This window comes from Cobetia sp. AM6 (assembly GCF_009617955.1).
In the GTDB taxonomy this organism is placed as follows: Bacteria; Pseudomonadota; Gammaproteobacteria; order Pseudomonadales; family Halomonadaceae; genus Cobetia; species Cobetia amphilecti.
Genome location: NZ_AP021868.1, coordinates 3,946,884 through 3,970,487, shown reverse-complemented (window position 1 = coordinate 3,970,487; position 23,604 = coordinate 3,946,884). Strand labels below are relative to the sequence as shown.

At 61.0% G+C, this 23,604-nt stretch carries 14 protein-coding genes and 2 rRNA genes; 13 read left to right on the top strand and 3 right to left on the bottom strand.

The genetic code is table 11. From position 1 onward, the window contains the following. The first annotated feature begins 64 nt into the window (after positions 1-64). The 3 genes from CLAM6_RS17760 to thiO all read left to right on the top strand — a co-directional run bounded on the left by CLAM6_RS17760 (position 65) and on the right by thiO (position 4,182). Positions 65-2,239 (top strand): pilus assembly protein, encoded by a 2,175-nt coding sequence (locus tag CLAM6_RS17760; RefSeq protein ID WP_172978731.1) that lies wholly within the window; start codon positions 65-67, stop codon positions 2,237-2,239. A gap of 209 nt (positions 2,240-2,448) precedes the next feature. Beyond that, entirely contained in the window at positions 2,449-2,904 is a 456-nt protein-coding gene (locus CLAM6_RS18130) for a type IV pilin protein (protein WP_153636655.1), read from the top strand. A gap of 132 nt (positions 2,905-3,036) precedes the next feature. Further along, positions 3,037-4,182 (top strand): glycine oxidase ThiO, encoded by a 1,146-nt coding sequence (thiO, locus tag CLAM6_RS16540; protein WP_153636654.1) that lies wholly within the window; start codon positions 3,037-3,039, stop codon positions 4,180-4,182. 49 nt (positions 4,183-4,231) lie between these two features. On the opposite strand, the gene CLAM6_RS16535 is transcribed toward thiO, so the two are convergent. Further along, entirely contained in the window at positions 4,232-4,495 is a 264-nt protein-coding gene (locus CLAM6_RS16535) for a PP0621 family protein (protein ID WP_043337174.1), read from the bottom strand. Positions 4,496-4,675: 180 nt separating this feature from the next. Here CLAM6_RS16535 and CLAM6_RS16530 point away from each other — a divergent pair, with 180 nt between their 5' ends. Then, the gene (locus tag CLAM6_RS16530) at positions 4,676-6,310 is read left to right on the top strand and encodes an NAD+ synthase (RefSeq protein WP_153636653.1); all 1,635 of its coding nucleotides are present in this window, start codon (positions 4,676-4,678) and stop codon (positions 6,308-6,310) included. 126 nt (positions 6,311-6,436) lie between these two features. On the opposite strand, the gene CLAM6_RS16525 is transcribed toward CLAM6_RS16530, so the two are convergent. Then, the gene (locus CLAM6_RS16525) at positions 6,437-7,240 is read right to left on the bottom strand and encodes an outer membrane protein assembly factor BamD (protein ID WP_054556941.1); all 804 of its coding nucleotides are present in this window, start codon (positions 7,238-7,240) and stop codon (positions 6,437-6,439) included. A gap of 94 nt (positions 7,241-7,334) precedes the next feature. On the opposite strand from CLAM6_RS16525, the gene rluD reads away from it, so the two are divergent. The 5 genes from rluD to ilvN all read left to right on the top strand — a co-directional run bounded on the left by rluD (position 7,335) and on the right by ilvN (position 14,858). Then, positions 7,335-8,288, top strand: a complete 954-nt coding sequence (gene rluD, locus CLAM6_RS16520; RefSeq protein ID WP_054556942.1) for a 23S rRNA pseudouridine(1911/1915/1917) synthase RluD — start codon at positions 7,335-7,337, stop codon at positions 8,286-8,288. Between the two features lie 39 nt (positions 8,289-8,327). Next, positions 8,328-9,104 (top strand): peptidoglycan editing factor PgeF, encoded by a 777-nt coding sequence (gene pgeF / locus CLAM6_RS16515; RefSeq protein ID WP_153636652.1) that lies wholly within the window; start codon positions 8,328-8,330, stop codon positions 9,102-9,104. A 311-nt stretch (positions 9,105-9,415) separates the two neighbouring features. Beyond that, entirely contained in the window at positions 9,416-12,064 is a 2,649-nt protein-coding gene (gene clpB, locus CLAM6_RS16510) for an ATP-dependent chaperone ClpB (protein ID WP_153636651.1), read from the top strand. A gap of 578 nt (positions 12,065-12,642) precedes the next feature. Then, on the top strand, positions 12,643-14,367 hold the full coding sequence (locus CLAM6_RS16505) for an acetolactate synthase 3 large subunit (RefSeq protein ID WP_043337225.1): 1,725 nt from the start codon (positions 12,643-12,645) through the stop codon (positions 14,365-14,367). Then, positions 14,367-14,858: an acetolactate synthase small subunit gene (gene ilvN / locus CLAM6_RS16500; RefSeq protein ID WP_043337227.1), complete on the top strand. Its 492-nt coding sequence runs from the start codon at positions 14,367-14,369 to the stop codon at positions 14,856-14,858. Before CLAM6_RS16505 ends, ilvN begins: the two co-directional genes overlap by 1 nt. A 74-nt stretch (positions 14,859-14,932) precedes the next feature. Here ilvN and ilvY read toward each other — a convergent pair whose 3' ends face one another. Beyond that, a complete protein-coding gene (gene ilvY / locus CLAM6_RS16495) occupies positions 14,933-15,862 on the bottom strand; it encodes an HTH-type transcriptional activator IlvY (RefSeq protein WP_043337230.1) in 930 nt (309 codons plus the stop codon). A 320-nt stretch (positions 15,863-16,182) separates the two neighbouring features. Here ilvY and ilvC point away from each other — a divergent pair, with 320 nt between their 5' ends. The 4 genes from ilvC (at position 16,183) to CLAM6_RS16475 (ending at position 23,576) form a co-directional block, all read left to right on the top strand. Further along, positions 16,183-17,199 carry a ketol-acid reductoisomerase gene (gene ilvC / locus CLAM6_RS16490; protein ID WP_043337232.1) on the top strand — a complete coding sequence of 339 codons (1,017 nt, stop codon included), beginning with the start codon at positions 16,183-16,185 and terminating at the stop codon, positions 17,197-17,199. A gap of 209 nt (positions 17,200-17,408) precedes the next feature. Continuing rightward, positions 17,409-18,260 carry a CDP-diacylglycerol--serine O-phosphatidyltransferase gene (pssA, locus tag CLAM6_RS16485; RefSeq protein WP_043337235.1) on the top strand — a complete coding sequence of 284 codons (852 nt, stop codon included), beginning with the start codon at positions 17,409-17,411 and terminating at the stop codon, positions 18,258-18,260. 647 nt (positions 18,261-18,907) lie between these two features. Further along, positions 18,908-20,448, top strand: a 16S ribosomal RNA gene (locus CLAM6_RS16480). 242 nt (positions 20,449-20,690) lie between these two features. Next, a 23S ribosomal RNA gene (locus tag CLAM6_RS16475) occupies positions 20,691-23,576 on the top strand. The 16S and 23S rRNA genes sit together here, the layout of an rRNA operon. Positions 23,577-23,604: the final 28 nt, after the last annotated feature.

Below are 23,604 nucleotides of genomic sequence, written 5' to 3'. Positions count from 1 at the left end.
TTATTATTATGCCAATAACGATTTGCGTAAAAATCTGGGCAGTGGGACCTATGAAAAACAGGTGATGACGACGTATACCGTCGCTTTCGGTGTGGACTCCGACAGTGATGAGTGGAGCAGCAATAAGCGTGTCACCGAAAGCAGCTCCAGCACCATCGATGACCTGGAGCAGGCGGCCATCGATGGCGGTGGCTCCTACTTCAATGCCTCCAGCCCGACGGACCTCGTCTCGGCCCTGGCGGCGATCGCCTCCGAGATCGTCGCGGTGGGCAACAGTGTCAGCGGCCTCTCCACCAACCTGACCACGGCCAGTGTCGAGACGGATAGCCAGCTGATCGAGAGCCGCTATTCCGCCTCGACCTGGACGGGCGATGTGGTGGCCTCGTCGGTACAGGAGGGCAAGGACGTCGAGGATGACGACCAGGTCTGGAGTGCTGCCACCCAGTTGAGTGAGGCATTGGAAGAGAAGGATGGTGTTGAGTCGCGTACGGTCTTCACCATGTCCGGCGGCAACGGAGTCGAGTTCACGACCGACAACGCGGGCCGTCTGAGCTCCAGCCAGCGCAATGATCTCGCGCGCATGGAGGTCGGTGGCAACTCCACCGATGACCATGTGGAGGCAGCGATCGAATGGTTGCGGGGCAGCGATGAATACGAAGGCGATGGTCTGCGCAATCGCACTGGCGTCCAACTGGGCGACATCATCGGCTCGTCGCCTGTCGTCGTGACACGTGACGACTCGACGACAGAGGGCAGTGTCTTCGTCGGGGCCAACGACGGCATGCTGCATGCCTTCGACCTCAAGACCGGCAACGAGCAGTTCGCCTATATTCCGGAACTGCTCTACAGCGAAGAGGACGACGCAGGGCTGGGGTATCTGACGGACCCGGGCTATCAGCATCGCTACTATGTCGACGGTGAGCTGCGTCTGGCCAGCCTGAATGGTGAGGAGTGGCTGGTATCCGGTCTCGCCGGTGGTGGGCGCGGCCTGTTCGCGCTCAATGTCACCAAGGTCGTGGCAGGCGAAGACTTCGACGAAGATGATGTGGTGCGCTGGGAATTCGGTGCCAGTGACGATGATGACATGGGGCATGTCTACGGCAGCGCGCATATCGTCACTCTCAACAACGGCGACAGCGCGGTGCTGGTCGGCAACGGACTGGAAACGACCGATGAGAACGCTGCGCCGACGTTGTTCGCGCTGGAGCTTGATGGAGTCAATGCCGGTGGCGTGATCGCCAAGCTGTCCCCCAGCGGAGTGACCGGCGGATTGGCAAACCTGCAGGTCGCGGACCTCGACAGCAATGGCACCGTCGATTTCGCCTATGGCGGAGACCTGCAGGGGCGGCTGTGGAAGTTTGACCTCAGTGACGACGACAGCAGCAAGTGGAGTGTCACGCGCCTGTTCACGGCCTGTGCTACCAGCCTGACCGGCGGGGAGTGCCAGACGGACGCGCTGCAGCCGATCACCGTCAAGCCGACACTCAGTCGCTACTCCGGCGAGACGCACACCATGACCTCGCCCAATCTGCTGGTGTCCTTCGGGACCGGCCAGGACATGTATGCCGACGCTGAAGATGAAGCCTGGGTCACGCAGAGCCTCTACACCGTGCTGGATACCGGCGGCAGTCATACCAGTCTGACACGCAGTGACCTTGAGGCACGCAACTTCGTCAGCGGAAGCTACACCAACGGCGAGCTGACAGGCCGGACCCTTGGCGGCGACAGCTTTGCCTACTATCCCAGCCAGCTCGAGGATCAAGACACGGATCGCTTCGGCTGGTATCTGGATCTGGACGCCTCCGAGCAGGAAGAGCTGGTCGAGCCGGCCAATCTGCTCTCCAACCTGGTGGTCTTCTCCACCAGCACGTCCAGTACCGGAACCAACTTCTGTGAAAGTACCGGCGGTGGCTGGCTGGTCGCGCTGGACACCGAGACAGGCCTGCCGACCTACGACGATAGCGAAGGCAGCTACGTGACCATCTTCGATTTCAATCAGGATGAGGCCTTCAGCGCTGATGACCTGGTCGGCACCCTCGTTGATGACACCGTCGCCGTCGGCAATGTCATCGTCAGCGTCAAATTGAGCGGTACACCGACGTCCAGTGTCAGTGTCGGCGATACGGTCTACGTGGGCACCAGTTCGCTGGGCAGCGAGGAGGGCGGTGTCTCCTCCTATGATCTCAACGTGTCCAGCTCGACGGACACCGGCCGTGTCTCCTGGTATCAGCTGCGCTGAGCCCGTCTTGGACATGAGGCAAGGATGACACGCTGCGCCGCCACGCCTTCCCCGGGTGGCGGCGCCTTGCCTTTCATCAGGGTTTACTTCCTTCAGGCAGGCTTACCCAGTGCCTTTTGGCTGAGTCTTGCGCCCGAGTCTTTCTCCCAAGCCTTTCGCCCTCGTCTTTCACTCAAGCCCCTCATTCACGTTCTTCAAGGAAGCACTTCATGGCCAGTCTTCTCTCTTCCCGTTCGCGCCTCTCTCGGCGCCGGTACGCCTCAGGCTTCACGCTGACGGAGATCATGATCGTGATCGTCATCGTCGGCATTCTCGCGGCGATCGCCTACCCGAGCTATCAGGATCAGGTAATCCGCTCGCGTCGTGCCGATGGGCAGGCGGCATTGATGTCATTGGCTCAGGCTCAGGAGCGCTACATGGCGCGTTGCGGCGGCTACGCGACCAGCATCGCCGGCGACAGTGATTGTGATGAGGAAGGACTGGGGCGTGCCACCGAGTCGCCGGAAGGCTATTACACCCTGAGCCTGGAGGATGGCGCCACGACCACGCGCTTCACGCTCATCGCGACCGCGGTGGCGCCTCAAAGCGCCGATGCCGACTGCCCCGCGCTGACCCTCACCAATACCGGTGTCCGCGATACGACCGGCGATGGCGATTGCTGGTAGCCGTGAAGCGCTCGGCTCTGCACGATGCTGGAGACTCTGCTCAATGCTGGATTGCACGCGGCTCGCTTGCACCGCCTTGCGGGCGGCGTATTCTTGATCCCTTTCCCGGGCTGATGGCAGGAGCGAACAGGCGTGAATGACTTTGTGGTGGTAGGCGGTGGCGTGATCGGCATGCTGACCGCGCTGGAGCTGGCGGATGGCGGTGCCGAGGTCACGCTGGTCGAGCGAGGCCAGTGTGGGCGTGAGGCGTCATGGGCGGGCGGCGGTATCGTCTCGCCGTTGTATCCGTGGCGTTATAGCGCGCCGATCTCGCGCCTGTCTGCCTGGTCGGAAGGCTTCTACCCCACGCTGGCCGAGCGCCTGATCGAGACCACCGGCATCGACCCCGAATATCGCCAGCAGGGCCTGCTGTACCTGAATGTCGAGGATGCCGAGCAGGCACTGGCCTGGTCCCGGGAATATACCAAGCCGCTGACGCGCGTGGACGCCGACTTCGTCTATGACAAGGCTCCGGCGGTCGCGCCCGGCTGCGAGTCGGCGCTGTGGATGCCGACGCTTGGCAGCATCCGCAATCCGCGTCTAGGCAAGTCACTGCGCGCCGCGCTCGACGCTCACCCGCGCGTGCGGCTGCTGGAGAATGTCGCGGTGCAGGGCATTCTGCTGCAGGACGACACCGCCATCGGCGTACAGACCGCCAATTCGGTGCTGTCTGCCGGCCAGGTCGTGGTCTGCGGTGGTGCCTGGAGTCGAGAGATTCTGAGTGAGGCGGGGCTTGCGCTGCCGGTGCGGCCGGTACGCGGCCAGATGGTGCTGTTCAAGGCGCCCAAGGGGCTGGTGGAGCGCGTGGTGCTCAAGAATGGGCGCTACGTGATACCGCGGGGCGATGGCCGTATCGTGGCCGGCTCGACGCTGGAGGAGGTCGGCTTCGACAAGGCGACCACCGCCGAGGCGCGCGAGTCACTGATCAAGAGCGCCTGCGAGATCATTCCCGCGCTGGCGGAGTGTGAGGTCGAGCACCACTGGGCGGGACTGCGCCCCGGTTCGCCGACCGGTACGCCCTTCATCGGTGCCGTGCCTGAACGCCGCCACCTGCACGTCAATGCCGGCCATTACCGCAATGGGCTGGTACTGGCGCCGGCCTCGACCCGCCTGCTGGTGGATCAACTGCTCGGGCGCACGCCGATCATCGACCCCGCGCCTTACCAGCCCGAGGCCCTGCTGGCCGAGATTGCCACGCTGGATACGTCGTCAAATGCCGGTGAGACCCGCTGGGCCTGAGGGAGTGCGTGTTGTGGTTCGCCATCGAGCATCTCGTCTCGGTGGCGAGTCATTTGCGCGGTCCTTCGTCGAGGAAGTGCTGCTGGTGTTCCTGGCAGCAGAAGTGCAGCGCCTCATGGCGGATGGCGTCATTTTCCGGCAGATGCAGGTCGCAGTAGGCGCAGCGCACCATGTTCTGCGCCTCGCGTTCGGCGGGGCTGTCGTTGCCGTAGTCGTCCTGGCTCAGCTTCCATTGGCGATACATGCGGTAAAGGCGCAGGCCGGCCCAGAACAGGGCGACGAAAACCAGCAGACGGATGATCAACAGGCTCATTCCTATATGACTCCCAGATGAGGCGGCGCGCGTGGCTTTTGCCAGCGGCGCGACCTTGCGGGACAATGGCGGCCAACATGATGACAGGTGGGCCGGTGCACGGCTCAGTGATCTGAGCCAGATGTCTGGCCACAGTGTACTGGCCCCTTATCGAACCGCCAATCGAGAGATCCTTACCGCATGCAAGATCTGACTCTGGTGATGGCCCAGCTCGACCCGCTGGTCGGTGATATTCCCGGCAACACTGCGCGTGCCATCGAATCGGTGCGTGAAGCGAGTCTTGAGCACAAGGCCGATGTCGTAGTGCTGCCCGAGTTGTGTCTTACCGGCTACCCGCCGGAAGACCTGCTGCTGCGCGAGTCCATGGAATCCCGCCTCGAGGAGGCGCGCGCCCAGATGGCGAAGAAGGTCGCGCCGGGCGTGATGGTCATCGTCGGCTACCCCGGCATGCGTGACGGCAAGCGTTACAACCTGGCCGGCGTGCTCAAGGATGGTGAGTGGATCGCCGAGTATGCCAAGCAGGCCTTGCCCAACTATCAGGTCTTCGATGAGCAGCGCTATTTCACGCCGGGCAGCGAGCCGTGTGTGGTCGAGTGCCGTGGTGCCCGTCTGGGCATCGTCATCTGCGAAGACCTGTGGGACGGCGCGCCGGTCCGTCAGGCACGCGATGCCGGAGCCGAGATTCTCGTCAGCCTCAACGCCTCGCCCTATCACCTGGAGAAGCCGGCCGAGCGCAATCAGCTGTTCGCCGAGCGGGCAGCCGAGGTCAATTGCCCGCTGGTCTACGTCAATCAGATCGGCGGTCAGGATGAGCTGGTCTTCGACGGGGGCTCTGCCGCCATCGATGCCGACGGCAAGACCTGCGTGCAGGCGCCATGGTGGGATGTCGGCCTGATGCCGGTGCAGTTCCTCAAGGCAGAGGGTGGCAACTGGGTGCCGCAGAGTGGCGAGATCGCCGAGCTGCTGTCGCCGGAGGAGTCACTCTACTGTGCGCTGGTCACCGGGCTGCGTGACTACGTCAACAAGAGCGGCTTCAAGGGTGTGGTGCTGGGGCTTTCCGGGGGCATCGATTCCGGCCTGTCGCTGGCCATCGCCGTCGATGCGCTGGGCGCGGACCGCGTGCACGCCGTGATGATGCCGTATCACTACACCGCGGACATCTCCAAGGAAGACGCCGCCGAGCAGGCCAGGCTGCTGGGCGTGAATTACGAGGTGATGCCCATCGCGCCGATGGTCGAGGCCTTCACCGAGACCCTGGCGGAGAGCTTCGCCGGCAGCGAGCGCGACACCACCGAGGAGAACCTGCAGTCGCGGTGCCGTGGCGTGCTGCTGATGGCCATCTCCAACAAGAAGGGCCTGATGGTGCTGACCACCGGCAACAAGAGCGAGATGGCGGTGGGTTACGCCACGCTCTACGGCGACATGGTCGGCGGCTACAACGCGCTCAAGGATGTCTACAAGAGCTGGGTGTTCCGTCTCGCCAACTGGCGCAACACCATGGGCCCGGCGATTCCGGAGCGCGTCATCACGCGCCCGCCGTCCGCCGAGCTCGCCGAAGACCAGCTCGACAGCGATTCGCTGCCGGACTACGACACTCTGGATGCGATTCTCACCCACTATATCGAGGGTGACATGAGCGCCGAGGCGATCATCCGCTCAGGCTTCGAGGAAGAGGATGTCTATCGCGTGGTGCGTCTGGTCGACCGTACCGAGTACAAGCGTCGTCAGGCACCGGTAGGCGTGCGCGTCACGCCGCGCGGCTTCGGGCGGGACCGCCGCTACCCGATCGTCAATGGCTGGGTAGCCGGCGAATGACGGATTGCGGATTCTTTGCGCAAGACGCTGAAGGCGCCTGAATCCGACGATTCTGGCCATGCTGGCAGCACGAAAAAGCCCGTGATCGATGATCACGGGCTTCTCGATGGTGACGCCTGCCGGTCGTCAGACCGTCAGGTCGTCAGCCTTCACGTAGCGCGGCTCGAAGGTACGACCATCCAGACGTTCGTTGTCCGGATCATTCTGGATCAGCACCTTGAGCGTCTCGCTGGCACGGTCACGCAGACCGAGGCCCAGATAGCCCTCGACCATCACGGCCAGCGCATCGCGGGTGGCAGGAGTGTTAGGGTAGTGCTCAATGACCCACTCGCCACGCTTCACGGCAGCCAGATAGGCCTGCTTGCGCAGGTAGAAATCGGCTGTCTGCAGCTCGCCGCGCGCCAGTACGTTGCGCAGATAGATGATGCGCTGACGGGAATCTGCCGCGTAGGTGCTGTTGGGGAAGCGACGTACCAGCTCACCGAAGTCGACATAGGCATCGCGTGTCGCGCCCAGGTCACGCTTGGAAATATCGATCAGATCGAGGGATTCCAGGCTGAAACGACCCGCGCTGTACGCTGCCAGTCCACGCATGTAGTAGGCATAATCGACCTGCGGGTGATCGGGGTGCAGGCGAATGAAACGGCTGGCCGCGGCGCGTGCCGCCTCCCAGTTGTCGACCTGATAATAGGCGTAGATCAGCTCCAGCTGCGACTGTTCGGCGTAGCTGCCGAACGGGAAGCGAGTATCCAGGGCTTCAAGTTGTTGCACAGCGGAGTTGAAGCGGCTGGTATCCAGGGAAACCTGGGCCTGACGATACAGGTCCTGCTCCTGAAGATCCGGTGCCGGCTCGTTGGACGCACAGCCAGCCAGCAAGGTGCTGGCCAGGGCGAGGGCAGTCAAGGGAAGGGCGCGCATCGGTTTCCTCATCTCGGGCAATCCATGGCGGGCATGCTAGAATCCGCCGATCCGCACTCACTATAAAGCAAAGGCCCTTTCGTGCGAAACGGCCTCAGAGAGCAATATGGCAGACACCATCAACCGCGAAGAGCGGATCCCGGAGGCGATGATTGGCATGCGCCTTGACCAGGCCTGCGCCGAGATCTTCTCCGACTATTCCCGCGAGCGTCTCAAGCACTGGATCAAGACCGGTGCGCTGACCCTCGACGGTGCCGCCGTCAAACCCCGCGAGAAGGTCTATGGCGGTGAACGTCTGGCCCTGACCGCCGAGCTTGAAGAGGAAGTCAGCCACGAGCCGGAAGATATCGAGCTCGAGATCGTCTATGAAGACGACGACGTGCTGGTCATCAACAAGGAGCACGGCATGGTCGTGCACCCGGGCGCGGGTAACCACGATGGCACGCTGCTCAACGCCATCCTGCATCATTGTCCGGGCAATTCCATGATGCCGCGTGCCGGTATCGTGCACCGTCTCGACAAGGACACCAGCGGACTGATGGTGGTGGCCAAGTCATTGACCGCCCAGGCGGACCTGGTCGAGCAGCTGCAGGCCCGTACCGTATCGCGCGAGTACGATGCCGTCGTCACGGGCGTGCTGACCTCCGGTGCCACCGTGGATGCGCCCATCGGGCGTCACCCCAAGGACCGCAAGCGTCAGGCCGTCACTCACAGTGGCAAGCCGGCGGTCACCCACTTCCGCGTGGTGGAACGTTTCCGGGGTCACACCCATATCCGCTGCAAGCTGGAAACCGGGCGTACCCACCAGATTCGCGTGCACATGGCGCACCAGCGCTATCCGCTGGTCGGAGACCCGGTCTACGGCGGGCGTCTGAAGCTGCCGCCGGGGGCCAGCGACCCGCTCAAGGAGCTGCTGCGTCAGTTCCCGCGTCAGGCACTGCATGCCCGTCGTCTCGCCTTCATCCACCCGATCACGGGCAAGGAAGTCGAATTCCGCGCCGAGATGCCGGGCGACATGCTGGTGTTGATCGACTATCTCAAGGAAGACATCGCTCGCTGAGGCGGCAGGCTCGCGCGACACGCCGCACAAGGAGAGGTTATGCACGACGAGAGTCTACGCCCGACCCTGATACTGCCGGACTGGCCCGCGCCGAGCCCGGTGCAGGCCTTCGTGACCACGCGTGAGAGCGGCCCCAGCCAGGGGCCGTATGCCGGCTTCAATCCGGCGCTGCATGTGGGTGATGACCCGGCGATGGTGGCGCAGGTGCGTGAGCTGCTCGCCGCGGAGGTCGATGATGGGCGTCCGCTGGCGTGGCTGGATCAGGTGCACGGCACTCAGGTGGTGGATGCCTTCGATGTCTGCCATGGCGAGGACCGGCCGGATGCGCCGCCACGGGCGGATGCCTGCATCAGTACCGGCACCGGGCAGGCCTGTGTGGTGATGACGGCGGACTGCCTGCCGGTGCTGTTCTGTGATCGGCAGGGCACGCGCGTCGGCGTGGCGCATGCGGGTTGGCGCGGGCTGGTCGAAGGCGTGCTGGAAGCCACCATCGAGCGTCTCGGTGATGACCCCGGCGAGCTGATGGCCTGGCTGGGCCCGGCGATCTCCAATGCGCAGTTCGAGGTCGGCCCCGAGGTGCGTGATGCCTTCATCGCGGATCTGCCCGAGGCCGATGATGCCTTCGAGGCCAGCCCCTACCGGCTCGGTCACTACATGGGTGATCTCTACAAGCTGGCACGCCTGCGTCTCGAGCGTGCCGGGGTCGGTCATGTCAGTGGCGGGCACTTCTGTACCGCCTCTGAATCACGCTTCTATTCACACCGGCGTGATGATGGCGTGACCGGACGCCTCGCCACGGTGATCTGGCTGCGCTGAGGCGCTGATCAGGAATCTCTGGTCGGGGCGCTGGTCAGCGTATTCCGCAAGCTCGACATGCAGTACCCACAAACGCCCCGTTGGCCTGATGTCTCAGGTTGGCGGGGCGTTTCTGTGTGTGGCAAAGCTGATGACCGGCGGGGGCAGCGGGAATCTGACCTGGATCAGGCAAATGCCACAACATGCTGCAGCGCGGCGAATCCTGCCTTGAAAGCCGTGCGCCAGCCCCCATCTTGAGAGTCAGATACGAAATGTTACAGGCGAAGCTCCTGAGAAAAGGAGTACCGCCATGACTCTCAAGAGAAGGCACCATGCGCATCGACAAACTCACCAGCAAGCTGCAGAACGCTCTGGCGGATGCCCAGTCGCTCGCCGTCGGGCGAGGCCACAATGAAATTCACCCGCAGCACCTGCTGCTGGCACTGCTGGAAGACCGCGATGGCGGGCTCAAGGCGCTGGTCAACAAGGCGGGCGGCGATGCCACCAGTCTGATGAGCGGCCTCAAGCGCCAGCTGGATGACCTGCCCACCGTGTCCCAGTTCGACGGCAATGTCGCGCCCTCGCAGGCCCTCGGCAAGCTTCTGAATCTGGCCGATCGTGAAGCGCAGAAGCGCGGCGATCAATACATCGCCTCCGAGCTCGCGCTGCTGGCCGCGCTGGAGCTGGGTGGTGATCTCGGCAAGCTGTTCACCTCCTCGGGCATCAAGAAGCCCGCCCTGACGTCCGCCATCGATGCGCTGCGCGGTGGCGAAGCCGTGGGCGATGCCGATGCCGAGAACAATCGCGAGGCGCTCAACAAGTACACCCTGGATCTGACCGAGCGCGCGCGGGATGGCAAGCTCGACCCGGTGATCGGGCGCGATGAGGAAATTCGCCGCACGATCCAGGTGCTGCAGCGTCGCACCAAGAACAACCCGGTGCTGATCGGTGAGCCCGGCGTCGGCAAGACCGCCATCGTCGAAGGGCTGGCCAGCCGTATCGTCAATGGCGAGGTGCCGGAAGGCCTCAAGAACAAGCGCGTGCTGTCTCTCGACATGGGCTCGCTGCTGGCGGGGGCCAAGTTCCGCGGCGAATTCGAGGAGCGCCTCAAGTCGGTGCTGAAGGAGCTGGCGCAGGAAGAAGGCCAGGTCATCCTGTTCATCGACGAGCTGCACACCATGGTCGGCGCGGGCAAGGCCGAAGGCGCGATGGATGCCGGCAACATGCTCAAGCCGGCGCTGGCGCGTGGCGAGCTGCACTGTGTCGGTGCCACCACGCTTGACGAGTATCGTCAGTACATCGAGAAGGACGCCGCACTTGAGCGCCGCTTCCAGAAGGTGCAGGTCGACCAGCCCAGCGAGGAAGACACCATCGCCATCCTGCGTGGCCTGAAGGAACGCTACGAGGTGCACCACGGGGTCGACATCACCGACAGCGCCATCATCGCCGCCGCGCGGTTGTCCTCGCGCTACATCACGGACCGCCAGCTGCCGGACAAGGCGATCGACCTGATCGATGAGGCCGCGTCACGCATCCGCATGGAACTGGATTCCAAGCCGGAGGAGATGGACCGTCTCGACCGCCGCCTGATCCAGCTCAAGATGGAGCGTGAAGCGCTCAAGAAGGAAACCGACGAGGCGGCGCTCAAGCGTCTCGGCGCGCTTGAAGACCAGATCTCGGAGCTGGAGCGGGAATACGCCGACCTCGATGAAGTCTGGAAGGCCGAGAAGTCCAGCATCCAGGGCGCGGCCCAGTTCAAGGCCGAGCTGGAGCAGGCGCGTATCGATCTGGAGCAGGCGCGCCGCGCCGGCGACCTCAGCCGCATGTCGGAACTGCAATACGGCGTGATTCCGGGGCTCGAGAAGCAGATCAGCGAAGCCGGCGACGGCGAGGCGGATACCTCCGCCCACGTGCTGCTGCGTTCCAATGTCACCGAGGAGGAGATTGCCGAGGTCGTCTCGCGCTGGACCGGCATTCCGGTCGCCAAGATGCTCGAAGGCGAGCGTGACAAGTTGCTGCGCATGGAAGAGGCGCTGCACGAGAAGGTGATCGGCCAGGACGAGGCGGTGATCGCGGTGTCCAATGCGGTGCGTCGTTCACGCGCGGGGCTGTCGGACCCGAATCGTCCCAACGGCTCCTTCCTGTTCCTCGGTCCGACCGGTGTCGGCAAGACGGAGCTCTGCAAGTCACTGGCCAACTTCCTGTTCGACACCGAAGAGGCGATGGTGCGCATCGACATGTCCGAGTTCATGGAGAAGCACTCCGTGGCTCGCTTGATCGGCGCGCCTCCCGGCTATGTCGGCTATGAAGAGGGCGGCTATCTGACCGAGGCCGTGCGCCGCAAGCCGTACTCCGTGCTGCTGCTCGACGAGGTCGAGAAGGCGCATCCGGATGTCTTCAACATCCTGCTGCAGGTGCTGGAAGATGGCCGCCTGACCGATGGTCAGGGACGTACCGTCGATTTCCGCAACACCGTGATCGTGATGACCTCCAATCTGGGCTCGGAAATGATCCAGCGCATGAGCGGCCTCAATGGCGAGCTGGCGGAAGATGAGGGCAGTACGGAAAGCGCCGACGAGCGTGCCGAGCGCAAGGCGGCCTTCCAGTACGACGACATGAAGACGGCGGTGATGGAAGTCGTCGGCAATCACTTCCGCCCGGAGCTGATCAACCGCATCGATGAAGTGGTCGTGTTCCACGCGCTGGGACAGGCGCAGATCGCCTCCATCGCGGGCATTCAGCTTGAGCGTCTCAAGGCGCGTCTGGCCGAGCGTGATCTCGGCTTCGAGATCACCGACCCGGCAATGGCCTTGCTGGCCAAGGCAGGCTTCGATCCGGTCTATGGCGCTCGCCCGCTCAAGCGCGCCATCCAGAGCCGCATCGAGAACCCGCTGGCCCAGGCTCTGCTGGGCGGTGACTTCGTGCCCGGTGACATCATCCATGTCGGCGAAGAGGGCGGGGAGCTGACCTTCACGCGCTGATTCGTGCGCCCGTGAGTGACGCCCTACCGTGACGGAAGCACGCCCTTCCGCTTGCGGTGGGGCGTTTTCGTGTCTGCCGCCTGGGCGCAAAAAGACAACTCGGTGTGAGGCAGGCTGAAATTCACGAAGCAGAAAATTGCGAATTTATCGCCATTGGTGAGGTTTTACGCACGCTTATGGCCGGATTCGTTGTTATCGGTGTGGCATTTGGCGCAGGTGGCGCACACTGGCGTAAGGTTGAGTTGACAGCCCCTTGCGGCTGTTGGACTCTTGACCATTCCTGATTGCGGGCGCGGCCATTCGGGCGACCCTCGAAGCGCCGCGTGAAGGACAGACGCTGAGTCGCTGTCCGCCTGTCAAAGGATACGCCGGTCCGGGTACGCCAACCGTACCGACCGGCCATCAGCCCCGACCGCATCCAACCGATGCGACAAGAGTGCAGGCCCTAACCGGGCCGCAGACGCCAGGGTTTGGCATCAGGTGCCGCAATTTCTGCGGTAGCGACATTCAGGTCGCACTCGATCCGGCTTGCGCATTGCCGCCGGACGCACTCGAGACCTCCAGGGGAGAATAACCAAGTGGAATTGCTTTCCGGCGCTGACATGATCGCCCGCGCCCTGCATGACGAGGGCGTGGAATATATTTACGGCTATCCCGGTGGAGCGGCGCTGCATATCTATGACGCCCTGTTCCGCCAGGACAAGGTCCAGCACATTCTGGTCCGTCACGAGCAGGCCGCGACCCACGCCGCCGATGGTTACGCGCGCGCCTCCGGCAAGCCGGGTGTGGTGCTGGTCACCTCAGGCCCGGGCGCGACCAATGCCGTCACCGGTATCGCCACGGCCTACATGGACTCGATCCCCATGGTCGTGCTGTGTGGTCAGGTCGCCAGCCACCTGATCGGTGAAGACGCCTTCCAGGAAACCGATATCGTCGGTGTGACTCGCCCGATCGTGAAGCACAGCTTCTCGATCAAGCACCCGAGCGAGATTCCCGAGGTGATCAAGAAGGCCTTCTATCTGGCCTCCAGTGGTCGCCCGGGGCCGGTCGTCATCGATATCCCGAAGGACATGACCGCCCCGACCGAACGCTATGAGTACAGCTACCCCAAAAAGGTACGCATGCGCTCCTATAGCCCGGTCACCCGTGGCCACAGTGGCCAGATCAAGAAAGCCGTCGAGCTGATGCTCAAGGCACGTCGCCCGCTGTTCTTCACCGGCGGTGGTGTGGTGTCCGGGCGTGCCAGCGAAGCGCTGACTGACCTGGTGCGCCGCCTCAACTTCCCGATCACCACCTCGCTGATGGGCATCGGTGCCTACCCGCAGGGTGATCGGCAGTGTCTGGGCTGGCCCGGCATGCACGGCTCCTACGAGTCGAACAATGCCATGCACCACACCGATCTGATCATCTGCATCGGTGCGCGCTTCGATGACCGCGTGACCAATAACACCTCGAAGTTCTGCCCGACGGCCAAGATCATCCATGTCGACATCGACCCGAGCTCGGTCTCCAAGACCGTGCGCGCCGATGTGCCGATCGTCGGTCCGGCCGATGCCGTGATCAACGAGATGATCAGCCTCGTTCAGGGTCGCGAGCTGGCCAACCCCGATGCACTGGAGGCCTGGTGGTCCCAGATCGATGGCTGGCGTGCCGAGCGTGAAGGCAAGCTGTATGAGCCGTCCGCCCCGGGTGAGCCGCTCAAGCCGCAGCAGGTGGTGGAAGCCGTGCACCGCGCGACGCGTGGCGAAGCCTTCGTCGCCACCGATGTCGGTCAGCACCAGATGTTCGCCGCCCAGTACTACAAGTTCCAGCGCCCCAACCGCTGGATCACCTCCGGTGGTCTGGGCACCATGGGCTTCGGTTTCCCGGCGGCCATGGGCATCAAGATGTCCTACCCGGAAGACGATGTGGTGCTGTTCACCGGTGAAGGCAGCTTCCAGATGATGATGCAGGAGTTCTCGACCTGTAAGCAGTACGGGATCGGGGTCAAGATCATCAACCTCAACAACCAGTCGCTGGGCATGGTGCGTCAGTGGCAGGACCTGAACTACAAGTCCCGTCACTCGCATTCCTATATGGAGTCGCTGCCTGACTTCGTGCAGCTGGCGGGCGCCTATGGCTTCCGTGCCATCAAGGTGCACACGGTGGAGGAGCTCGAGCCTGCGCTGGAAGAAGCCTTCCGCAACAAGGACGAGCTGGTGTTCCTCGACATCTATGTCGACCCGCGTGAACACGTCTACCCGATGCAGGTGCCTCTCGGCTCCATGCGTGACATGCTGCTTACGAAGACGGAGCGGACCTGATGCGCCATATCATCTCCATTCTGATGGAAAACGAACCGGGCGCGCTGTCACGGGTCGTCGGCCTGTTTTCACAGCGCAACTTCAACATCGAGACCCTCAACGTGGCCCCGACCGAAGACGCGACCCTGTCCCGTCTGACCGTCACCACTGTCGGTGAAGATCGCGTCATCGAGCAGATCACCAAACACCTCAACAAGCTGGTGGATGTGGTCAAGCTGGTGGATCTCACCGAGGGCAGCCACATCGAGCGCGAGCTGATGCTGGTCAAGGTCAAGGCGCTGGGCGCCCAGCGTGACGAGATCAAGCGCACGGCGGACATCTTCCGTGCCCAGATCGTCGACATCACGCCGAGCCTCTACACCATCCAGATCACCGGCGACGGTGGCAAGCTGGATGCCTTCCTGGCGGCGATGCAGCCGGTGGGCGTGCTGGAAGTGGCACGTACCGGTGTCTCCGGCATCGCTCGCGGTGAGAAGGTGTTGAGCCTGTAAGACGGTGGTGGTGGAATCGCAAGACAAGAACGGCGCCCCTCGGGGCGCCGTTTTCGTTGGCTCGCTATCAGGTATCAGTCAGCGGGTCGCTGCGGCGAGCCGGGTAGTTGCTCCCACAACGCGCGCACCAGCGGGTGACGCAGGCGTTTTTCCTGTACGCATAGGCCGACCTTGTAGGGGGTCAGCGGCGGATCGACATCAAGGATGCGCACCTGGTCGGCCAGCGGCGAATTGTCGAGCACGATCTGTGGCACCACGCCGATCCCGAAGCCCAGCCCGACCATGCTGACGATGGCCTCGTTGCCGGCGACCTGGGCATACAGGCGCGGCTTGATGCCGCGTGTATGGCACCAGGCATCGAAGCGCTCGCGCGCCAGGCCAGTCTCCGACAGGATCATCGGCACGCGCGTCCAGTCGATGTGGTCGTCGCCCGCCGCCGAATCGTCCGCCTCGCCGATGCCTTCCAGTTGCTGGCCGGGGCCATCACGACGCGGGGCAATGAAGCGCAGCGGTGACTCGGCGAAGTCGGTGAAGGCGAGACGGGAAGGCAGCACGTCGGGGCGCGCGGCGATCGCCAGGTCCTCGTGCCCCATCAGGACACGCTCCAAGGCCACGGCGGGGTCGCCGGTATGCAGCTTGAGCTCCACATGCGGATGGCGGGCACGAAAGGTGGCCAGAATCTCGTAGAGAAAGCTGTAGCTGGCGGTCACCGAGCAATACAGGGAGAGCTCGCCGCGCAGTTCATCGCTGTCTTCCAGCAGCGACTGGCGAATGTCATCCCATTGACTCAGGAGTTCGCGAGCATGACGACGGAAGCGTTCACCCGCCGGTGTCAGCGCCACGCTGCGGTTGTCGCGTTCGAACAGGCTGACGCCCAGCTCTTCCTCCATGGCCCGGATGGCGCGTGACAGGGCAGAGGCGCTCAGGTGGCAGGCTGTGCTGGCGCGCCCGAAATGCAGCGTTTCGGCGAGGGTCAGGAATTGCTTGAGTTGACGATTGTCCATGCCGGAGTCCGCTGTCGGTGAGTGCTGAAGGGGGAAATGCCCCGCGTTGCGCAATATGGCATATTGTGGTGCAAATATAGCATTTTACGCAATGTCGAGGTGCAGGTAAGGTGGACTCATCGCCGCGCAGGAGGAGGACGGCAGACCTTGATCCAAGGCGCACGACCTCCCCAGGACGCAGAGCGGCCGAGACAGATGGCCGTCGGCGCTGGACACTGTCATACGCCTTTCCCCTGCGGGAAGGGTCGCAAGAACAACAGACACTCTTTCAAGATCTCACGCCATCCCGCTGACGGGGTGAGCCGCCAGGAGCAATGACGATGAAACTCTATTACGACAAGGATTGTGACCTCTCCCTCATCCAGGGCAAGAAAGTGGTCATCCTCGGTTACGGTTCCCAGGGCCACGCCCACGCGAACAACCTGAAGGAATCCGGCGTCGACGTCACCGTAGCCCTGCGTCGCTCTTCCTCCAGCTGGGCCAAGGCCGAAGCGGCTGGCCTGAAGGTTGCTGAAGTCGAGGAAGCGGTCAAGGCTGCCGACCTGGTCATGATCCTGGCGCCGGACGAGAACCAGAAGGCCATCTACGAGAACCAGGTGGAACCGAACCTGAAGCAGGGCGCGACCCTGGCCTTCGCTCACGGCTTCAACGTCCACTACAACCAGGTCGTTCCGCGTGCTGACCTCGACGTCATCATGATCGCGCCGAAGGCACCGGGTCACACCGTGCGTTCCGAGTTCGTGAAGGGCGGCGGTATCCCGGACCTGATCGCCATCCACCAGGATGCGACTGGCCAGGCCAAGGACATCGCACTGTCCTACGCGGCAGGCGTCGGCGGCGGTCGTACCGGCATCATCGAGACCACCTTCAAGGACGAGACCGAAACCGATCTGTTCGGTGAGCAGGCTGTCCTGTGTGGTGGCGCGGTCGAGCTGGTCAAGATGGGCTTCGAGACCCTGACCGAAGCGGGCTACGCACCGGAAATGGCCTACTTCGAGTGTCTGCACGAGCTCAAGCTGATCGTCGACCTGATGTACGAAGGCGGCATCGCCAACATGAACTACTCCATCTCCAACAATGCGGAGTATGGCGAGTACGTGACCGGCACCGAAGTCATCAACGAGCAGTCCCGTGTCGCCATGCGCAATGCACTCAAGCGCATCCAGAGCGGTGAATACGCCAAGATGTTCATCCAGGAAGGCAACACCAACTACCCGTCCATGACGGCCCGTCGTCGCCAGAACGCCGAGCATCCGATCGAGCAGACTGGTGAGAAGCTGCGCGGCATGATGCCGTGGATCACTGCCAACCAGCTGGTCGACAAGTCACGCAACTGATCCTGCCTATTGGATCCGGCGTGAAATGAGCGGGGCGCTCTCCATCAGGAGGGCGCCCCGCTTGCGTTGTTGCTCTATAAGCGCTATCGAATGGGAGAGGGAAGTGACAGTCGACGGTGAGGCCGCTAGGGTGTCACCACTATTCGCGCTCACTGGCAGGTGTAGAATGTGGTTACCCTGCCACGACGAGGCATGATGCAAGGAATCCCATGACTGACGAAAATCGACATCCCGGCGCAGAAGAAGCCCCCGAAGCGCAGACACGCCGCAGCAGTTCAGTGCTGGACAAGGTAGTGGAGGAGTTCACCGACGACAGCGAAGTCGTGGAAGAAGCCATCGAGGACGGCAAGCCCGTTCGTCGGCGTGGCATCTATCTGCTGCCCAACCTGTTCACCACCTCCGCGCTGTTCTCCGGCTTCTTCGCTGTGGTGTGTGCGCTGAACGGGGAGTTTGCCAACGCCTCCATCGCCATCTTCGTCTCGATGGTGCTCGACGGCCTGGACGGTCGTGTGGCGCGCCTGACCAATACCCAGAGCGCCTTCGGTGCCGAGTACGACAGCCTCGCGGACATGCTGTCCTTCGGCGTGGCGCCGGCGTTGGTCACCTTCAGCTGGATTCTGCAGGATGTCGGCAAGATCGGCTGGATCGCCGCCTTCGTCTACGTGGCAGGCGCTGCGCTGCGTCTGGCGCGCTTCAATGTCCAGATCGGCTCCACCGACAAGAAGTGGTTCATCGGTCTGCCGAGCCCGGCAGCGGCGGCACTCGTGGCCGGCTGCGTATGGACCATGCACAACTTCGACGCCGAGACCTTCGCCTTCAAGTCGCTGATGGTCTTCGTGGTTGCGGCTGCCGGTATCCTGATGGTGTCGAACATCCGCTACTACAGCTTCAAGGAAATCGACCTCAAGGGGCCGGTGCCCTTCGTGGCGCTGCTCGCCATCGTGCTGGCCTTCGTGGTCATCTCGCTGGAGCCGTCCGTGATGCTGCTGGGCCTGTTCGGTTGCTATGTCGCCAGTGGCCCGATCATGGCGCTGGGGCGCAAGCTGCGCGGCAACAAGTAAGCGTCAGCTGTCAGCAGTGTGATGATCGATATTCGGCCCCGCCATTCCTGGCGGGGCCGAATGCGTTGCTGGCCGGGGGAAGATGTCAGCAAGCAACGGCGCGACGAGGACAAGAAGAAAAGAGAAGCAGTATGGGGAGGGGAGAGAAAGGCAGAGCAGAGATGTCAGCCGTATGTCCCGAGAATGACAATCTCTTGAAAAAGCCCTTGCCCTCACGGCGGTTCGTGCGTAAAGTACGCATCCGCTGCCGGGGACGCATGGCGTTACCAGCGGTGAAAGAGGTTTGCAGGTGATTGTTTTGCTTGATGTTTTTGAAGTCCACTTCGATATCATCGATTGACAATCCCGGGCGATTCGCTAGAATGCGCCGCACTCCTTACGGAATAGGTGATCGAGCAACGCTCCTCACCACTTGATGATGCTTAGAGGCAGTCGACTGACTCATCATCAAGTGCTTGACTTCTCAAGCGTTCCGGGTAGAATATGCCTCCTCGCTTAACAGCGACGCTCTTTAAAAATTTGATCAGGTAATTCGTGTGAGCGCTTGCCGATGAGTGGTGACAAGGTCACCAAATATCGGAGCAAGCCTCTCACGAGAAGTTTGACTCTGAACCAAGTTTGGTCTGCTTAACAGACTATCAAGCTTTCAACTGAAGAGTTTGATCATGGCTCAGATTGAACGCTGGCGGCAGGCTTAACACATGCAAGTCGAGCGGAAACGATTCTAGCTTGCTAGAAGGCGTCGAGCGGCGGACGGGTGAGTAATGCATGGGAATCTGCCCGATAGTGGGGGACAACCTGGGGAAACTCAGGCTAATACCGCATACGTCCTACGGGAGAAAGCAGGGGATCTTCGGACCTTGCGCTATCGGATGAGCCCATGTCGGATTAGCTTGTTGGTGAGGTAATGGCTCACCAAGGCGACGATCCGTAGCTGGTCTGAGAGGATGATCAGCCACACTGGGACTGAGACACGGCCCAGACTCCTACGGGAGGCAGCAGTGGGGAATATTGGACAATGGGCGAAAGCCTGATCCAGCCATGCCGCGTGTGTGAAGAAGGCCTTCGGGTTGTAAAGCACTTTCAGCGAGGAAGAACGCCTTGGGATTAATACTCCCGAGGAAAGACATCACTCGCAGAAGAAGCACCGGCTAACTCCGTGCCAGCAGCCGCGGTAATACGGAGGGTGCAAGCGTTAATCGGAATTACTGGGCGTAAAGCGCGCGTAGGTGGCTAAGTCAGCCAGGTGTGAAAGCCCCGGGCTCAACCTGGGAACGGCATCTGGAACTGCTTGGCTAGAGTGCAGGAGAGGAAGGTAGAATTCCCGGTGTAGCGGTGAAATGCGTAGAGATCGGGAGGAATACCAGTGGCGAAGGCGGCCTTCTGGACTGACACTGACACTGAGGTGCGAAAGCGTGGGTAGCAAACAGGATTAGATACCCTGGTAGTCCACGCCGTAAACGATGTCAACTAGCCGTTGGGTCCCTTGAGGACTTAGTGGCGCAGCTAACGCAATAAGTTGACCGCCTGGGGAGTACGGCCGCAAGGTTAAAACTCAAATGAATTGACGGGGGCCCGCACAAGCGGTGGAGCATGTGGTTTAATTCGATGCAACGCGAAGAACCTTACCTACCCTTGACATCCAGAGGACTTTCCAGAGATGGATTGGTGCCTTCGGGAACTCTGAGACAGGTGCTGCATGGCTGTCGTCAGCTCGTGTTGTGAAATGTTGGGTTAAGTCCCGTAACGAGCGCAACCCCTATCCTTATTTGCCAGCGAGTAATGTCGGGAACTCTAAGGAGACTGCCGGTGACAAACCGGAGGAAGGTGGGGACGACGTCAAGTCATCATGGCCCTTACGGGTAGGGCTACACACGTGCTACAATGGCAAGTACAAAGGGTTGCAATACTGCGAAGTGGAGCCAATCCCATAAAGCTTGCCTCAGTCCGGATTGGAGTCTGCAACTCGACTCCATGAAGTCGGAATCGCTAGTAATCGTGGATCAGAATGCCACGGTGAATACGTTCCCGGGCCTTGTACACACCGCCCGTCACACCATGGGAGTGGACTGCACCAGAAGTGGTTAGCCTAACCTTCGGGAGGGCGATCACCACGGTGTGGTTCATGACTGGGGTGAAGTCGTAACAAGGTAGCCCTAGGGGAACCTGGGGCTGGATCACCTCCTTATCGACACTGTCTACTGCTCGCGGCAAGTGCTCACAACGAATTACCTGATCTTATTGCTGGCTTAGCCGGCAGTGGCAAGCGTGTTCATCAGAGCGCGCTTCTCACTGTTCTCTGAACAGCCGCTCTTTAACAATGTGAATCATGCTGACGATAGATATGTGCGCCAAGCGCATGTCTATCAAACGATATGTCGGAGAGGTCCGACAGATTCGTAATCCTTGACAGACCCCTTGGGGTTATATGGTCAAGCGATTAAGCGCATACGGTGGATGCCTTGGCAGCCAGAGGCGATGAAGGACGTGATAGCCTGCGATAAGCGTTGGCGAGGTGGCAAATACCCTGCGACCCAACGATTTCCGAATGGGGAAACCCACTCACCATCAGGTGAGTATCTATAGGCCAATACATAACCTATAGAGGCAAACCCGGGGAACTGAAACATCTAAGTACCCGGAGGAAAAGAAATCAACCGAGATTCCCCAAGTAGCGGCGAGCGAACGGGGACCAGCCCTTAAGCGTGACAACTGACAGACGAACAAGCTGGGAAGCTTGACGATACAGGGTGATAGTCCCGTAGTCGAAGTCTGAGTCACGTGAAATCGAGTAGGTCGGGGCACGAGAAACCTTGACTGAACATGGGGGGACCATCCTCCAAGGCTAAATACTCCTGGCTGACCGATAGTGAACCAGTACCGTGAGGGAAAGGCGAAAAGAACCCCGGCGAGGGGAGTGAAATAGATCCTGAAACCGTATGCGTACAAGCAGTGGGAGCACCTTCGTGGTGTGACCGCGTACCTTTTGTATAATGGGTCAGCGACTTATATTCTGTGGCGAGCTTAACCGTATAGGGGAGGCGTAGGGAAACCGAGTCTTAACTGGGCGACCAGTCGCAGGGTATAGACCCGAAACCGGGCGATCTATCCATGGCCAGGGTGAAGATTGAGTAACATCAATTGGAGGCCCGAACCCAAGTATGTTGAAAAATGCTGGGATGAGCTGTGGATCGGAGTGAAAGGCTAATCAAGCCCGGAGATAGCTGGTTCTCCTCGAAAGCTATTTAGGTAGCGCCTCACGTATCACCGCTGGGGGTAGAGCACTGTTTCGGCTAGGGGGTCATCCCGACTTACCAACCCGAGGCAAACTCCGAATACCAGTGAGTGCAGCGTGGGAGACACACAGCGGGTGCTAACGTCCGTTGTGAAAAGGGAAACAACCCAGACCGTCAGCTAAGGTCCCAAAATCCTGATTAAGTGGGAAACGATGTGGGAAGGCTCAGACAGCTAGGAGGTTGGCTTAGAAGCAGCCATCCTTTAAAGAAAGCGTAATAGCTCACTAGTCGAGTCGGCCTGCGCGGAAGATATAACGGGGCTAAATCAGGTACCGAAGCTACGGGTTCATCCTCTGGATGAGCGGTAGAGGAGCGTCGTGTAAGCCAATGAAGGTGGATTGAGAAGTCTGCTGGAGGTATCACGAGTGCGAATGCTGACATGAGTAACGATAAGGGGAGTGAAAAACTCCCCCGCCGGAAGACCAAGGTTTTCTGTTCTACGTTAATCGGAGCAGAGTGAGTCGGCCCCTAAGGCGAGGCGGAAACGCGTAGTCGATGGGAAACGGGTTAATATTCCCGTACCGGATGTGGTTGCGATGGGGGGACGAAGAAGGCTAGGTGAGCCAGGCGTTGGTTGTCCTGGTGAAAGCATGTAGGCCGAGGAATCAGGCAAATCCGGTTCCTCTGAGGTCGAGATGCGAGACGAACTGACCACGGTCAGGAAGTCATCGATGCCACGCTTCCAGGAAAAGCCTCTAAGCTTCAGATCACATGCGACCGTACCCCAAACCGACACAGGTGGTCAGGTAGAGAATACCAAGGCGCTTGAGAGAACTCGGGTGAAGGAACTAGGCAAAATGGCACCGTAACTTCGGGAGAAGGTGCACCGGTTCGAGTGAAGGACTTGCTCCGTAAGCTCCTACCGGTCGAAGATACCAGGTGGCTGCAACTGTTTATTAAAAACACAGCACTCTGCAAACGCGCAAGCGGACGTATAGGGTGTGACGCCTGCCCGGTGCCGGAAGGTTAATTGATGGGGTTAGCTCACGCGAAGCTCTTGATCGAAGCCCCGGTAAACGGCGGCCGTAACTATAACGGTCCTAAGGTAGCGAAATTCCTTGTCGGGTAAGTTCCGACCTGCACGAATGGCGTAATGATGGCCACGCTGTCTCCACCCGAGACTCAGTGAAATTGAAATCGCAGTGAAGATGCTGTGTACCCGCGGCTAGACGGAAAGACCCCGTGAACCTTTACTATAGCTTTACACTGGATGCTGATGTTGTCTGTGTAGGATAGCTGGGAGGCTTTGAAACCACGTCGCCAGATGCGGTGGAGCCAACCTTGAAATACCAGCCTGACATCATTGGCGTTCTAACTCAGGTCCGTTATCCGGATCGAGGACAGTGTATGGTGGGTAGTTTGACTGGGGCGGTCTCCTCCTAAAGAGTAACGGAGGAGCACGAAGGTACCCTCAGCACGGTTGGAAATCGTGCATTGAGTGCAAGAGCATAAGGGTGCTTGACTGCGAGACAGACACGTCGAGCAGGTACGAAAGTAGGTTCTAGTGATCCGGTGGTTCTGTATGGAAGGGCCATCGCTCAACGGATAAAAGGTACTCCGGGGATAACAGGCTGATACCGCCCAAGAGTTCACATCGACGGCGGTGTTTGGCACCTCGATGTCGGCTCATCACATCCTGGGGCTGAAGTCGGTCCCAAGGGTATGGCTGTTCGCCATTTAAAGTGGTACGCGAGCTGGGTTTAGAACGTCGTGAGACAGTTCGGTCCCTATCTGCCGTGGGCGTCGGAAGTTTGAGAAGAGCTGCTCCTAGTACGAGAGGACCGGAGTGGACGAACCTCTGGTGTTCGGGTTGTCATGCCAATGGCATTGCCCGGTAGCTACGTTCGGACGGGATAACCGCTGAAAGCATCTAAGCGGGAAGCCCCCTTCAAGATGAGACTTCCCTGAGGCCTTGCGCCTCCTGAAGGGCCCTTGAAGACTACAAGGTTGATAGGCTGGGTGTGGAAGCACAGCAATGTGTTGAGCTAACCAGTACTAATTGCCCGTGAGGCTTGACCATATAACACCCAAGGGGTTTGCGCAGGCAA